We start from the raw sequence: 15,678 nt of genomic DNA, 5'->3' as shown, positions 1-15,678 counted from the left end.
TGCTGAACCTCCTTTTTAATAAACCGTTTCTTTGAAGAAGAATCCTGTATCTAACGGGCGATTTACCGGTTGAATTTCTTCAATTTCTTTATATAAATCGTCTTTTGCATCATAATACGCATCGCGATCTTCTACGCATAAATCGATGGCCTTACGATATCTCTTCGTTACTTCAACAATGTATTCTGAACTTTTTAATACACCATCAATTTTTAAGCTATCGATTTCAGCATCGATTAACTCTTCTAATTCATCGATAAAACAAATATCATTCGGACTCATAATGTGAGTGCCGTTCTCATCTTCATAGACTGGATATTTATTATTACGTTCTTTATCATGTAAAAACATGTTTTCTTCATACTTCTTCTTTTCAATTTCCATATCGCGGCCTTGATACTCAAAATAGTTTCCTACTAAAGAACGCTTTGATTGGAACATGCATGTCATTCCGTGGATTTGTACTTCCACTTCCACCTCTGCATTTTCTTTTAATTCCACAATTTCATCTAAGCTTAATTCGCGGGCAAGAACAGCGCGTTTTGCACCTTTACGTCCCCAATAGTTACATGTAAACCAGTTTGTTGCTGTTGTTTCTGTATTCCAATGCATTTGCATATTTGGTGCCACTTCACGCACTGTCATTAATACAGCTGGATCTCCAAAGACAACTGCATCTACATTTACTTCTTGTAAAAATGCAACGTAATCTTTTAAAGCTTCTATTTTCTCATTGTGAAACATCGCATTCATTGCAACATACACTTTCATATTATTTTCATGTGCAATAGCTACTGCTTCTTTTACGTCTTCACGAGAAAATTCACCAGCTAAACGTAAACCAAACTTTTGTTCACCAATCATTACTGCATCTGCACCTGCTTTTGCAAGTGGTGCAATATCCGCCACTGTTCTTGGCGTTACTAACAACTCAGGTTTTTTCATTATACGTCACCCCTTCTTTTTACTCACTGCTACCCCGTCACCAATTGGGAAAATGGTTGTATCATATCCTTCATGATTCATGAGCCACTCATTATACGTTTTAATTCTTCTAATTAAACCGCGTGTACGTCTATTTTCAATGTGCTCTTTTGTCGTCACAAGACCGTGATATAGTACATTATCTGAAATAATAACGCCGCCAGGATTTAATAACGGCTCGTATATATCAAAAAAGCGACGATATTGCCCTTTTGCTGCATCAATAAAAATGACATCAAATGTGCCATGTTCTTTTACTTGCTCCCCCGTTTCTAAAGCATCTCCAAAAATAACAGAAATGCGTTCTTTTACTAGGGAACGATTTATATATTCAAGTGCTTTTTCATATCGATCCGCATTTCGCTCTACTGTGACAATGCGTGAATTCGGAATGGCTTGCATCATGCGAATGCTAGAATACCCAATTGCTGTACCTAGTTCTAATATGCTCTTTGGCTCAATTAGACGCAAAAATTGCAACATAAACTCCATGCCAAGACGATCCATAATTGGTACATGGTACTCCATCGCATACTGTTCCATTTCAAGAATCAGCTCATCTTTCGGATCGATAAAAGACTGCAAATATTCATAAACTGCATCTTGTTGCTCCATAGATAGTCCTCCTTATCGCATGGAGAAGTAAAAAAGAATATTATCTCTTTGCGGAAAGAAAAATACAAGCTCGCTCTATCCTTAGCTTGTACGGGCCGTTTCTATATTAAAAACGATTCTTCTTCCAGTTTTTAACCCGATACATTTTATCATAAAAAAGAGGGATATGCGAATTTTTCTCGCTTCCCTCAAAAAATTTACGATTGCTTTTGTGTAATATATTTTTGTTTTAACGCGTTATGTTCTTCTAACGTCTTAGCGTAATACACTTGACCGTCTGGTGCTGCTAAGAAATAATAATAGTCTGTTTGTGCAGGTTCAAGTGCCGCTTCTACTGATTTTACACCAGAATTCGAAATTGGTCCAACTGGTAATCCTTTCACAACATATGTATTATACGGAGAATTTACTTTTAAATCCTCATATAGTACACGTCCCTTATGCTTACCTAATGCATATAGCACTGTTGGATCTGTTTGCAGCGGCATTCCTTTTGCTAAACGATTATAAAACACACTAGCAATATTTTTCCGATCTGTATAACCCGTTGCTTCCTCTTCGATTAAAGAAGACATTGTCAATAATTGATGAACATCCAATTGTCTTTCTTTCATTTTTTGCGCGTTTTGCTCAATCAATTTATTTGTTTTATCAAGCATTGGCGTTACGATTTCTTCTAACGTTACTTGCTCTTTATAGTACGGGTATGTAGCTGGATATAAATACCCTTCTAATGGATACTTAATATTGCTATCAAAAATTTTATCAGTAAGCAATGTTGGATACTTCTGCTGGAGTTTTTGCACAAATGCTTTATCATTCAACTGACGAATAACATCTTCTTTATTTAACTTAAATTCCTTCGCTATTAAATCAGCAATTTCTACAACTTGTATTCCTTCAGGAATTGTTAGCTTATAATATGCTTTACTATGCACCTTTCCAGCTGTCATGCTATCTGTTACTTCCGCTACACTCATAGACGGACTCAATAAATAATTTCCCGCCTGTAAGCCGCGTTCTGACTTCATTTTTACATATAATCCAAATATCGTTCCGTTTTTAATAATTCCATTCTCCTCCAAAATCTCTCCTATCTTACTTGTAGAAGAACCTTTTGGAATTTCCACTTCAATTTCCTTTTTACTCTCTGCATTAAGCGGCTTTAAAGCTGAGGCAATATATGCATATGCAGAACCACAAACAACAAGCAACGCAATGAAAATAGCTGCAATTACTCGTCTTCGTTTTTTTGTTTTCATTTGATTCACTACCCTATGTCCTCCTTATTTCAAATTGTATAATGTACTCGCCTACTCTATACAACAACCTACAAAATACTAAAAAACATGTCTATCCTTTAGACATGTTCTTTCTTTTTTCTACAATCTGTATCATTATACTACAAATAACTATCTGCTTTCGACAAAAAATCTTTCATTCATCGTACAAATATAACAAACAAACTGATTTCAATATGAAATCAGTTTGTTTGCACTTACTATATTATTCTTCGCCTTCTTCTTCCTCAGCAAGAGTGTTAAACATTTCTTGTACCATTTCCCACTCTTCTTCTGATTCGATTGGAAGTAATGTTCCACCAGATTCTTCTTCGTTTTGCTCGAAAGCCATTGCATCATAAATTGGATCGCCATCTTCGTCAACTTCACCGATTGGTGAGAATACTACGTAAGATTTTTTACCAAATTTTTCAGCATCAAAAGTGAAAATAATTTCACATAGATGTTCGTTACCTTTTTCGTCAACAATTGTAATTTGATTTTCTTCCATTATGGTCACCTCTTATTTACTATCTAAATATCCTTGCAAAATTACGACCGCTGCCATCTTATCAATGACTTGCTTTCGTTTTTTTCGGCTTACATCTGCCGAAATGAGCAGGCGCTCCGCTGCCATTGTTGACAAGCGTTCGTCCCACAGTATAACTTCCAATTGCACGAGCTCACCCAATTTTTCTGCAAATTGCTGACAAGCTTCACCGCGCGGACCGATTGTACCATTCATGTTCTTTGGCAATCCTACTACTATCTTGTCCACATTGTACTGTTTTACTAACTCAGAAATACGATTAAAACCAAATTCGCCTCTTTCTTCGTTAATTTTAATCGTTTCCAAGCCTTGTGCTGTCCAACCCATTTCATCGCTTATTGCAACGCCAACTGTTTTTGTCCCAACATCTAAACCTAATATACGCATAAATTACTCCTCACGATGATGTTTCAAATAGGACTTTACAAGCTCCTCAATAAGTTCATCGCGTTCTAGCTTGCGAATAATATTGCGAGCATCTTTATGACGAGGTATGTATGCTGGATCGCCACTTAATAAATAACCGACGATTTGATTAATCGGATTGTATCCTTTTTCTTGAAGTGCATCATACACAGTTAATAGTACGTCATTGACATGGACATTTTGTTTTTCTTCTTGGAAGTTAAACTTCATCGTCTTATCGAACCCGTCCATTTTTAAGCACCTCACTTTACTAGGTATAGGGAGAAAGATATTCCTTCTCCCTACTATTGTACACTACTATCTCTTTATTTTGAAACAGATTTAACGTACTCTTCTACAAATGCAAGTGCATCCTCTACTTGTTCTGGATTTTTACCACCAGCTTGCGCCATATCAGGACGACCGCCGCCGCCACCGCCGCAGCGAGATGCTACTTCTTTTACAAGCTTACCAGCATGGTATCCTTGTTCAATTAAATCTTTCGTTACACCAGCAAGAATGTTGACCTTATCATCACTTACAGCTGCAAGCACGATAATTGCAGATTGTAATTTGTTCTTTAAATCATCCATCATTGTACGTAAGTTATTCATATCTGCAACATTTACTTTTGTCGCAAGCACACTTACACCATCAACTGTACGCACTGCATCTGTTAAATTACCAGCTTCAATATTGCTTAGTTTTGCTGCAAGAGATTCATTTTCTTTTTGCAGTTGTTTTACTTCAGCAAATAAGCCGTCAACTCTTGTTAAAATGTCTTTTGGATTTGTTTTCATTTTGTTTGCTGCTTCTTTTAATAAACCAACTTGTTCGTTCATTAATTCATATGCAGCTTTTCCTGTTACTGCTTCAATACGGCGTGTTCCTGCTCCAATACCAGATTCAGCAACGATTTTGAAAATACCGATAGATGCTGTATTATCTATGTGGCAACCGCCGCAAAGCTCTAAGCTATAATCGCCTACTTGTACAACGCGTACAACATCTCCGTATTTTTCACCGAATAGTGCCATTGCACCCATCGCTTTTGCTTCTTCAATTGCTTTTTGAGAAATGTCTACTGTGATACTTTCCCAAATTTTCTCGTTTACAATACGCTCAATTTTTTCAAGTTCATCCGCTTGTACTTGACCGAAATGAGAGAAGTCAAAACGTAAACGCTCTGATGTTACAAGAGATCCTGCTTGGTTTACGTGTCCGCCAAGGATATCTTTTAATGCTTGATGCAGAAGGTGAGTTGCTGTATGGTTTTTCACGATTGCTGCGCGGTTTTTCGTATCAATTACCGCTTTTACTGCTGCCTCTTTCGTTAATGTTCCTTCTTCTACAACTACTTTGTGTAAGTTTTGACCATTCGGTGCTTTTTGTACATCTTTTACAAGTACTTTTACGCCATCAGCAAGAAGGTAACCACGGTCAGCAATTTGACCACCGCTCTCAGCGTAGAATGGTGTTGCATCTAACATCAATTGTCCTTCTTCACCAGCTTGTAAACTATCTGTGAACTCACCATTCTTCACAAGTGCAACAACGTTACTTTCTGTTCCAACTGTATTGTAACCAACAAATTCGCTCGCTACTTTAATTTCACCAAGAACGCCGCCTTGTATTTGCATAGAATCAACATCTTGACGAGCTGCACGTGCACGCTCACGCTGTTTTTCCATCTCTGCTTCAAAGCCCTCATGATCAACTGTCATACCAGCTTCTTCTGCATATTCTTCTGTTAACTCAATTGGGAATCCATATGTGTCATATAGACGGAATGCGTCTTCGCCAGAAATAACAGTTGATTTTGCTTCTTTTGCTTTTCCAATCACTTCAGCTAAAATTGCTTCGCCGTCATGCAGTGTTTCATGGAAACGCTCCTCTTCATTTTTCACAACGCGTGCAATGAAATCTTTCTTTTCCAGAACTTCTGGGTAGAAGTCTTTCATCACTTCTCCAACTACTGGTACTAATTCGTACATAAATGGACGATTAATATTTAATTTCTTCGCATAACGTACAGCGCGGCGCAGCAGACGACGTAATACATAACCGCGGCCTTCGTTAGAAGGAAGAGCTCCGTCTCCAACTGCAAATGTTACTGTACGAATATGGTCAGCAATTACTTTAAATGCTGTATCTTGTTCATCATTACCAGCACGGTATTTTTCACCAGAAATAACTTCTGTTGCACCAATAATTGGCATAAATAAGTCTGTGTCAAAATTCGTTGGCACGTTTTGAACAACAGATGCCATACGCTCAAGACCCATCCCTGTATCAATGTTTTTCTTTGGAAGCGGTGTATATGTACCGTCAGGGTTATGGTTAAATTGTGAGAATACAAGGTTCCATACTTCTAAATAACGCTCGTTTTCTCCGCCTGGATATAATTCTGGATCGCTAAAATCATTACCGTAAGCTTCTCCGCGGTCGTAGAAAATTTCTGTGTTTGGTCCACTTGGGCCTTCACCGATATCCCAGAAGTTTTCTTCTAAACGAATAATGCGCTCTTTTGGCACGCCCATTTTCTCATTCCAAATTTGGAATGCTTCTTCATCTTCTGGATGGATTGTAACAGATAAAAGTTCTTTATCGAAACCAATCCATTTATCACTCGTTAAAAATTCCCAAGCCCATGTAATCGCTTCTTCTTTGAAGTAATCACCAATTGAGAAGTTCCCTAACATTTCAAAGAACGTATGGTGACGAGCTGTTTTTCCTACGTTTTCAATATCGTTTGTACGAATTGATTTTTGCGCATTTGTAATGCGTGGATTTTGCGGAATTACGCGGCCATCAAAATATTTTTTCAGCGTTGCAACACCACTATTAATCCATAAAAGAGATGGATCTTCGTGCGGAACTAATGATGCACTCGGCTCTACTGCATGTCCTTTTTCTTGGAAAAAATCTAAAAACATTTGACGAATTTGTGCACCTGTTAAGTGTTTCATATGTATTTCCTCCTTCATTAAAATCAAATTAAAAACAAAAAACTCCCGTCCCCTATAACAGGGACGAGAGTTGACTCGCGTTACCACCCTGATTATGAAATAAAAAGCGGAAGTGTCTCACTTTTAGACACGACGGCTAGATTGCATATCATAACAATATGCATATATTTCATCACCTCAAGTTGCCATAACGTGGCAAGACGGCAGGAATTAGCTGCTCTCAGGAATAGCGTTCTGTTACCCTTCATCTGACACTTCTTTCAGCCTAAGGAAGTCTCTCTCTGCAAAATGGACTGTAACATACTCGTTCCGTCATCAATTTATCATATACTATATGCACAAATTGTAGCGAATCAGTTTCCATTTGTCAATGTTTCCAAAATGGCTTCGCATGTACAATAATAGTGCGAAGAATTGCTAACAGTGGTACGGATAACAACAGTCCTACAATGCCGCCAATTTCACCTCCAACAAGCAGTGCAAGCATAATGACTACAGGGTGCATCCGGAGAGATCTTCCTACAATATAGGGAGACAAAATATTACTCTCAACAAATTGTAAAATTGCAAGCGTAATTCCAGCTTTAATAACTAAATTCGTTGATACTGTCGCGGCAATCATTAATGTTGGAATTGCTCCTAAAATAGGACCGAAATACGGGATAATGTCAGTAACCCCAACGATAATCCCTAAGAGAAGCGGATATTTCATTCCGATAAACCAAAATGATAGCGTAGAGACCCCTCCTAAAATTAAACAAACAAATAATTGTCCGCGAATATAATTTCCAAGAGACTTATCAATTTCTTGCGCTAACTGCTGACCGTTCTTACGCCACTTACTCGGTACAAGCTTCCAAAAAATACGATAAAATTCACCGTAGTCTTTTAATATGTAAAATACGATAAATGGAATTAAAAAAATAATAAGGAGTGAATCAAGTATCCCTCTTGCCGTGCTCATCACTTTATTTAAAAGCACTTGTATCTTCCCTTCAACTCCCGCAAAGATTTGTTTAATTTTCTCATTCACGAATTCAGGAAAATTTTCAGTTTGCTCAGTTACTCCATCCGTCCATGTTTCATACATATTTACAATTTGAGGAAATTGTTCGTTCATTTCTTGCAACTGTGCAATAACAGCCGGCGTTCCTTTATACACACCATATCCAAGACCGCCGAAGAAAAGAATGTAAATGAGCAAAATAGCAAGTGTTCGGGGCACACCTTTTTCGTGCAATTTTTCGATAAGCGGATGCAATAAATAAGCAATAAAACAAGCAATTAAAAATGGTGTAATAGCAACCTTGAACACATATAAAATCGGAGCCCAAAGCGGCTTGATTTTCAAAAAAACAAGCAAGCATAAAAAAATTAGCAATAATAAACCTAACCGGTAAATCCAAATAATTTTAAGATTCTTCAATAGAAAAACCTCCTCTATTTCCTAGTTTGAAGAGAAATAAAGAAGGTTATGTGTAAAAATTAAAAAACCCCACCCTACTGGGGTTTTTTTGTAGGTATTCTTACTGTTTTGTAGAAGAATACATATACTCAAATTAACAAGTGCAATTTCATAGCATTTCTTGTCCTCGTTATTATTTATCCTGCATTAATAAGATCCTCACCTCAAGATTGTGAGGAACCCGAAGAAGATAGGTAAGGGATAACTGTCCGTAAAAGTCCGATTGGTTCAACAAAGTTAGGAGGCGTAAAATGATTTGGTTAATGCTGGGGCTTTCCGCACTTTGCATGCTATTAGAATGGGTATGTATTGGATTTGGCATTTGGAAAGGCTTTTTCATTCCTTCTTCAACACAAGAACGTGCCAGGCATCTCTGGTATTATGGTGTACTAGGGCTTGGCTGCTATGGACTTTCTCATCTATTCTCCCAAATTGGACTGTTTTATCTCTACACAAGCACGTAAAAAAGCTCCCTAAAATTAAGGAGCTTTTTTCGTATCTGAAACATGCATGTATAATGGGAATTATAAATAAGACTTAAGCATTTTACGTGCTCTTTTCATATTTCGTCTTGAAAATACATCTTGCTTACGTGCATATTGATATGCTGCTGCTCCTACACCTAATGCAATTAATGATGAGCGCAATTTCAAAGTTAACACTCTCCTTATTAGCCGATTGTTCGTTCATTCTCATCAAACAAATCATCTAAAGAACTTAATGAACCGTCTTCTTCGACTTGATGTGTATGAATTTTCCCCTTTGAAATCGATAATTCAATAAAGCAGTTCCAGCAATAATATTGATTCACACCGATTTTTCCAATATCTTTTCCTTTACAGTTTGGACAACTGAACATATGGCGTTCATCTCCTTACAATCTCCCGTATTCTATTACGCCATTATGTCCAAACTATATATGTTTATACATGAGAAGAACTGCATTACACTATATAATTTCACCTCGTTACATAAAATCATACGGTGAAATGTTTTCCACATCGAGACCCTCTTCTGTCACAATCTCAGTTGCTTCTGTCTTTCCTTGTAACCTGTCGCATAATGTTGTTTGACGAAGTGCATCATCAAGGCGATTTACACCAGATTGAAACGCCGATTCTTCTCCGCACATAATTAAAAACTTTTTGCTGCGTGTAATCCCTGTATAAATTAAATTGCGGCGCAGCATGCGATAATAACTTTTCACAACAGGCATAATCACAATCGGAAATTCGCTTCCTTGTGATTTATGAATGGAACAGCAATACGCATGTGTAATTTGATTTAAATCTGCTTTTATATACGTTACTTCAATACCATCAAAAGAAACAACAACCATATCTTGCTGTTCCACATTTTCTTTCGCATAAAAGACCGATACAATTTCTCCAATATCGCCGTTAAACACTTGACTTTCCGGCTGATTAACAAGTTGAAGCACTTTATCTCCTACTCTGTACACAACCTCGCCATATGCAATTTCACGACTTTTTTCTTTCTTCGGATTAAACACTTCTTGCAACGCTTCATTTAAGATATTAATACCCGCCGGCCCCTTGTACATCGGAGCTAACACTTGTACATCACGCGCACTAAATCCTTTTGTTTTTGCGTTTTCACACACTTGCTTAACAACCTCAACAATTTGCGTACTTGCACACGCAATAAATGAACGATCTTTTTTGTTTTGTGTTACATCAGGAGGTAACACACCCTTTTTAATTGCATGGGCAAGTTGAATAACAGATGAACCTTCCGCTTGTCTATATATTTCCGTAAGCTTTACCGTCGGAATAACGCTCGACTCTAATAGATCTTTCAACACTTGTCCGGGACCAACAGATGGTAATTGATCTTCATCTCCAACGATGATGACTTGAATGGTGGATGGCAATGATTTGAACAATTGATTCGCAAGCCAAATATCAACCATGGAAAACTCATCAATAATGAGTAATTTTCCTTGAACAGGATCGTGCTCATTACGCTGAAACGACCCTTCCGGTGTCCATCCGAGCAGACGATGAATGGTACAAGCAGGCAAGCCTGTTGATTCACTCATTCGTTTTGCTGCACGGCCCGTCGGTGCTGTTAATAAAATAGGGAACGGATTGTCATCACTATAATCCTTCGGGTCTAGTGATAAGCCATGAAGAGAAGCATACATTTCTACAATCCCTTTAATAACAGTTGTCTTTCCTGTGCCAGGCCCTCCTGTTAAAATCATCATCGGTTTATGAAGAGCTGTTTGAATACCTTCTTGCTGAAGCGGTGCATATTGCACTCCGAGCTGTTCTTCAATTGTCCCAAGCGTTAACAATAATTCCGATTCAGGAAACGAAGGAAGCTCTTCTTGCGTAAGCAAACGATGAATAGAGGCAACAACACCTTTTTCGGAATAATACAAGGAAGCTAAATACACACGCTCATCTTCTATAATCACTTTGCCTTCCCCTTGCATCATTTCCGCGCATTGCAATACATCTTCTTCTGTAACAGCCGTTTCCTGCTTATTTAATAGCTCCATTGTTTGTTGCACTAACTGGTCTTTGTTCATATATACATGACCTTCTTGCAGCGAAACGTGCTCTAATGTGTAAAAACATCCCGCACGTACACGATCAGCATGATTGCCAGAAATACCAAGCGCTCGTCCAATATCATCAGCTCGCCCAAAACCAATACCATCTACCTCTTCAATAAGCTGATACGGATTATTCCGAATGACTTCAAGCGTCATTTCTTTATACTGTTGATAAATTTTAATAGAAAGCTTCGTTCCAAATCCATAACCGCTTAGAAAGCTCATCACTTTTTCAAGACCTTGATGTTCAATAATCGTATCGTATATTTCCTGTGCTTTTTGCTTATTTACAATTCCGTCCAAAGCTGCAGGATCATCCATAATTTTCGAAATTGCATGTTCACCAAGATGATCAACAATCTTTTCAGCTGTTCGTTTCCCAATTCCTTTAAATAAATCGCTCGCTAAATATTGCACCATTCCTGTTTTTGTTTGCGGCAATTCTTTTTTAAACGTTTCAATATGATATTGTTTCCCATACTTCGGGTGATCTTTAAAATGACCAGTTAGTGTAAACACTTCATCTTCATGCATCCGGGGAAAGTAACCCGTTATCATGACCTTTTTTTCGTCATATGTTTCGTTCGTTTCAATAATTTTCATACTGACAACGGAATAGAGGTTTTCTTCGTTGTGGAAAATGGTATGAAGAACTTGTGCTTTTATAAACTTCTGCTCTTCCTCAAACAAATCCATTGCATGTTGATTTCCCATCGTTCCCCTCCTTTCCGGTTTATACGTCTTGCTCTAATAAACGAACACCGTTACCTGCTAAAAAATGATCTGGTTGAATAGCTACAGCTTTCTTAAACATCGCAAGCGCCTTCTCACTCTTTTCTTCAAACGCATACGCAACACCTAAATTGTAATAGGCATCTGCATGTTCTTCGTCAAGCTCTACAACTTTTTCAAAATAAGATTTTGCTTCTTTTACATGTTCTAGACGCGCAAAGCATAATCCGCATTGAAAAATAGCTTCAACGTCACTTTCATTTAACTCAGCTGCACGTTGTAAAAACGGCAGTGCTAAGCGATCATTTCCAAGCTGCACATATGTAATGCCAAGCATAAACGAAACATCTCCGGTCTGCAGCCCTGCTTGCATCGCTTTCTCAAACGCTTCTTTTGCCTGTGCAAAAAGCTCTTGCTGGTAATATATATTTCCTAGTCCATAATACGCTGTAGCAGATTTTTCATCTAATTCGATCGCGCGTTTATAAAAGGCAACAGCACGCTCACTGTCCCCTAATACATCTAATAAATTTGCAAAGTTAATATAACCAAGTGCATCTTTTGGGTTTTCCTCAATGGCCTCTGTAAAATTTTTTGCTGCTTCTTCCCAGTTTCCTTCTTGCATATATTGAATGCCTGTTTCAAGCTTGTTTGACATATTCCTCACCTCTACAACAAATTATAACAAAGAATCTATTTTCCGAGCGAACAAAAATTCGCCTTTACTAAAAAGAAACCTCTGACCGGTACAAGGCAGAGGTTTTTCTTTCTTATCCTAAATAATCGAGTTTCTTACCATTACGGTATACTTCATCGATTGTCGCGCCGCCTAAACACTCATCTCCATCATAGAAGACCACTGCTTGTCCAGGTGTAATAGCACGAATTGGCTCATCACAAAGAATTCGAATTGTATTCTCATCAACAATTTGAACCGTTACAGCGTTATCCTCTTGACGATAGCGGAATTTTGCTGTGCATGTAAATTCTTTTTCTTTCGGCTTATTGCTTACCCAGCTTACATTTGTAGCAAACACTTCGTCACCATATAACAGCTCATTATGGAATCCTTGTTCTACATATAAAATGTTTTCTTTCAAGTTCTTTCCAACAGCAAACCATGGATCACCATTGCCACCAATGCCAAGGCCGTGACGTTGTCCAATTGTATAATACATTAAACCGTCATGTTTCCCTTTGACTTCGCCAGATAATGTTTGCATCTTACCTGGTTGCGCTGGTAAATAGTTACTTAAAAAGTCTTTAAAATTGCGCTCTCCGATAAAGCAAATACCTGTACTATCTTTTTTCGCCGCTGTTGCTAAACCTGCTTCTTTCGCCATTTCACGAATTTGCGGCTTCTTTAACTCACCAAGCGGAAACAATGTTTTTGATAATTGGTCTTGGCCTAGTTGATTTAAGAAATATGTTTGATCTTTATTATCATCAACGCCGCGGAGCATTTTATACTCACCATCAATATACGCTACACGTGCATAGTGCCCTGTTGCTACATAGTCTGCACCAAGCGCCATTGCATGATCTAAAAATGCTTTAAATTTAATTTCTTTATTACACATTACATCTGGGTTTGGCGTACGCCCAGCACGGTATTCATCTAAAAAGTACGTAAATACTTTATCCCAATATTGTTTTTCAAAATTGACTGCATAATACGGGATTCCAATTTGGTTACATACTTCAATGACATCGTTATAGTCTTCCGTTGCTGTACATACGCCGTTTTCGTCCGTATCATCCCAGTTTTTCATAAAGATTCCGATTACATCATAGCCTTGCTTCTTTAATAGCATTGCTGCTACAGATGAATCAACGCCACCGGACATCCCGATGACAACGCGTGTTTCGTGAGGTAGTTTGTTCATCATGTCACCTCCTATATTAATTTTGTGTTAATCGCTTCACGATCTTCACTGTTTCGTACACTGCCTTTTCGACTTGTTCTTTCGTATTCCCAAGACCAAAGCTAAAACGTACGGATGAACGTATTTTATCGGATTCTTTTCCGAACATCGCCACGAGCACATGTGATGGATCAATAGAGCCGGCTGTACAAGCAGATCCGCTTGAAACCGCAACTCCTGCTAAGTCCAGATTCATAAGAAATGACTCAATATTCATTCCTGTAAAACTTATATTTAACACATGTGGCAAGCTATGCTCGAAGCTTCCGTTTACCTCGAAAGTAATGTCTTCTTGTTTAAAGACAGATATCATTATATCTTTAAATTCCTTGTATTGGGCAATTTTTTGCTCACGAGTTTGCTCCGCTAACAAAACAGCTTGCCAAAGCCCGACAATTCCCGGCACATTTTCTGTACCAGCGCGGCGTTTTCGCTCTTGCTCTCCGCCTGTTAACAGCGGTTCAAATTTCACATGCTGCCCTGCATATAAAAAGCCAACACCTTTTGGACCGTTAATTTTATGGGAAGAGATTGATAATAAATCAATGCCAAGCTCTTTCACATCAATTGCTGTTAAACCGTATGCCTGTACTGCATCTGTATGAAAATAAGCATCATGTTCTTTTAATAAAGCACCAATTTCTGCTATCGGCTGCACTGTACCCACTTCATTATTTCCAAACATAATCGATACAAGAATCGTTTGATCTGTTAATGCCTCTTGCAGATCAGAAATACGAATACGCCCTGTTTCATCAACAGGCAAATACGTCACTTCAAACCCTTCCCGCTCTAACACATTGCATGTATGCAAAATCGCATGATGCTCAATCGACGTCGTAATAATGTGATTTCCTTTCTTACGATTTGCACGAGCTACGCCGAGAAGAGCTAAATTATCAGCCTCTGTACCGCCGCTTGTAAAAATAATTTCATTTGGATTTGCTTGGATGCTGCGCGCGCACGCACGTCTTGCTTCATCAACTGCATGACGGCCTTGGCGCCCAAAGAAATGGATGCTTGACGGGTTACCAAATGCTTCTGTCATATATGGAATCATCTTTTCGACTACTTCTGGGTGAGCCGGAGATGTCGCAGCATGATCTAAGTAAATGCGTTCCATTATATCTCCTTCTTTCCAAATCGTTACACACGGAATTAAATGTAAAACATATAACCACCGTTGTTTTCTTCTTCATAGCGTACTAAGTCTTCTAACGTTGTACTATCAAGAACTTCTTGTACCGCATCACGAACACGTATCCAAAGCTGACGCTGTGCGGGTTCTTCTTCATCCAACATTTCTACTACGTTAATCGGACCTTCTAATACACGAATGACATCACCAGCTGTAATGTTAATTGGTTGATCCGATAATACATAACCACCATATGCACCGCGTGTACTTTTTACAAGACGGGCATTACGAAGCGGCGAAATTAGTTGCTCTAAATAATGCTCTGATAAATCATGTGCTTGAGCAATTGATTTTAATGAAATTGGACCTTCTCCAAATTTTTTTGCAAGATCAATCATAATCGTTAAACCGTAACGGCCTTTTGTTGAGATTTTCATATATGTTGCACCTCTTTTCAAATCTTTCACTTTTACTTGGCTAGTTATTCTTTTATTTAGTAGGAAGAGCACTCTCTGAAATCAAAATCCTTTGAAATTATAGCATAATATAGTATGATAAGAAATTTCAACTTTTCTAACAGAAATGATAACATATAAGTATATCAAATAACTCGGAATTTATAACATAAAGTGAAACTTTAATCAGTGGGGCTTTTCTTTATCCCCCACTGATTATTAGCCCTCACCAATCGGGCTTTTACGGGCAGTTTATCTCCCATCTAACTTCTTTAGAAAAGCGGAAGCGGCTCGCTCAGAATCGCAGGGCGTTGGAGCCTAAGGCGGAGAGGCGCTTTTTGCCTCGTCCGAGGGGGGCGAAACGACCGGAGATTCTAGCCGCTAGAGCTGGACAACGAAGAAATGCGGAAGTGGCTCGTTCAGAATGTGAGGGGGATGGAGCTTCTGACGTAGAGGTGTTTTTTACCCCGTAGGAAGAAACGAAGCCACCGAACATTCTAGCCACTGGAGCTGGACAATGCTTTACCAAATTTTGAGGTGGGAGTATTACTGCCCGCGAATAGCGGGATAAACAAC

Annotated in this window: 16 protein-coding genes; 1 reads left to right on the top strand and 15 read right to left on the bottom strand. The window is 38.4% G+C overall.

Annotated features, from left to right (window positions below; translation table 11 throughout):
• Positions 1-15: 15 nt before the first annotated feature.
• The 8 genes from ACEWFJ_RS06780 to ACEWFJ_RS06745 all read right to left on the bottom strand — a co-directional run bounded on the left by ACEWFJ_RS06780 (position 16) and on the right by ACEWFJ_RS06745 (position 8,247).
• Positions 16-945, bottom strand: a complete 930-nt coding sequence (locus tag ACEWFJ_RS06780) for a peptidase U32 family protein (protein WP_473691206.1) — start codon at positions 943-945, stop codon at positions 16-18.
• A 6-nt stretch (positions 946-951) separates the two neighbouring features.
• Complete coding sequence (locus ACEWFJ_RS06775; protein ID WP_098307959.1) at positions 952-1,599, bottom strand: O-methyltransferase; 648 nt, start codon at positions 1,597-1,599, stop codon at positions 952-954.
• Between the two features lie 197 nt (positions 1,600-1,796).
• Positions 1,797-2,861, bottom strand: a complete 1,065-nt coding sequence (mltG, locus tag ACEWFJ_RS06770; RefSeq protein WP_473692380.1) for an endolytic transglycosylase MltG — start codon at positions 2,859-2,861, stop codon at positions 1,797-1,799.
• A 244-nt stretch (positions 2,862-3,105) separates the two neighbouring features.
• Positions 3,106-3,390, bottom strand: coding sequence for a DUF1292 domain-containing protein (locus tag ACEWFJ_RS06765; protein ID WP_336481765.1), 285 nt, complete (start codon positions 3,388-3,390; stop codon positions 3,106-3,108).
• A gap of 12 nt (positions 3,391-3,402) precedes the next feature.
• Complete coding sequence (ruvX, locus tag ACEWFJ_RS06760) at positions 3,403-3,816, bottom strand: Holliday junction resolvase RuvX (protein ID WP_473691204.1); 414 nt, start codon at positions 3,814-3,816, stop codon at positions 3,403-3,405.
• A 3-nt stretch (positions 3,817-3,819) separates the two neighbouring features.
• Positions 3,820-4,086, bottom strand: a complete 267-nt coding sequence (locus ACEWFJ_RS06755; RefSeq protein WP_035434175.1) for an IreB family regulatory phosphoprotein — start codon at positions 4,084-4,086, stop codon at positions 3,820-3,822.
• Positions 4,087-4,160: 74 nt separating this feature from the next.
• Positions 4,161-6,803 (bottom strand): alanine--tRNA ligase, encoded by a 2,643-nt coding sequence (gene alaS / locus ACEWFJ_RS06750; protein ID WP_473691202.1) that lies wholly within the window; start codon positions 6,801-6,803, stop codon positions 4,161-4,163.
• Between the two features lie 367 nt (positions 6,804-7,170).
• The gene (locus ACEWFJ_RS06745) at positions 7,171-8,247 is read right to left on the bottom strand and encodes an AI-2E family transporter (protein WP_473692378.1); all 1,077 of its coding nucleotides are present in this window, start codon (positions 8,245-8,247) and stop codon (positions 7,171-7,173) included.
• A 272-nt stretch (positions 8,248-8,519) separates the two neighbouring features.
• Between ACEWFJ_RS06745 and ACEWFJ_RS06740 the strand changes: the two genes are divergently transcribed.
• Positions 8,520-8,732, top strand: a complete 213-nt coding sequence (locus tag ACEWFJ_RS06740) for a hypothetical protein (RefSeq protein ID WP_098307971.1) — start codon at positions 8,520-8,522, stop codon at positions 8,730-8,732.
• 60 nt (positions 8,733-8,792) lie between these two features.
• On the opposite strand, the gene ACEWFJ_RS06735 is transcribed toward ACEWFJ_RS06740, so the two are convergent.
• The 7 genes from ACEWFJ_RS06735 to cymR form a co-directional block, all read right to left on the bottom strand.
• Positions 8,793-8,921, bottom strand: a complete 129-nt coding sequence (locus tag ACEWFJ_RS06735) for a YrzQ family protein (RefSeq protein WP_098307973.1) — start codon at positions 8,919-8,921, stop codon at positions 8,793-8,795.
• A gap of 17 nt (positions 8,922-8,938) precedes the next feature.
• Entirely contained in the window at positions 8,939-9,127 is a 189-nt protein-coding gene (locus ACEWFJ_RS06730; protein WP_020060848.1) for a hypothetical protein, read from the bottom strand.
• A gap of 108 nt (positions 9,128-9,235) precedes the next feature.
• Positions 9,236-11,566, bottom strand: coding sequence for an SF1B family DNA helicase RecD2 (gene recD2 / locus ACEWFJ_RS06725; protein ID WP_473691199.1), 2,331 nt, complete (start codon positions 11,564-11,566; stop codon positions 9,236-9,238).
• Between the two features lie 19 nt (positions 11,567-11,585).
• Positions 11,586-12,242: a tetratricopeptide repeat protein gene (locus ACEWFJ_RS06720; protein WP_473691197.1), complete on the bottom strand. Its 657-nt coding sequence runs from the start codon at positions 12,240-12,242 to the stop codon at positions 11,586-11,588.
• Between the two features lie 112 nt (positions 12,243-12,354).
• A complete protein-coding gene (mnmA, locus tag ACEWFJ_RS06715) occupies positions 12,355-13,470 on the bottom strand; it encodes a tRNA 2-thiouridine(34) synthase MnmA (protein WP_473691195.1) in 1,116 nt (371 codons plus the stop codon).
• Positions 13,471-13,486: 16 nt separating this feature from the next.
• Positions 13,487-14,632 carry a cysteine desulfurase family protein gene (locus ACEWFJ_RS06710; protein WP_473691193.1) on the bottom strand — a complete coding sequence of 382 codons (1,146 nt, stop codon included), beginning with the start codon at positions 14,630-14,632 and terminating at the stop codon, positions 13,487-13,489.
• 35 nt (positions 14,633-14,667) lie between these two features.
• Entirely contained in the window at positions 14,668-15,084 is a 417-nt protein-coding gene (cymR, locus tag ACEWFJ_RS06705; protein ID WP_090916825.1) for a cysteine metabolism transcriptional regulator CymR, read from the bottom strand.
• Between the last annotated feature and the right edge of the window lie 594 nt (positions 15,085-15,678).

It is taken from the genome of Bacillus sp. EA-CB0995 (genome assembly GCF_055814245.1).
Note: the sequence above shows the minus strand (reverse complement) of the source record. Positions and strands in the feature narration are given on the sequence as shown.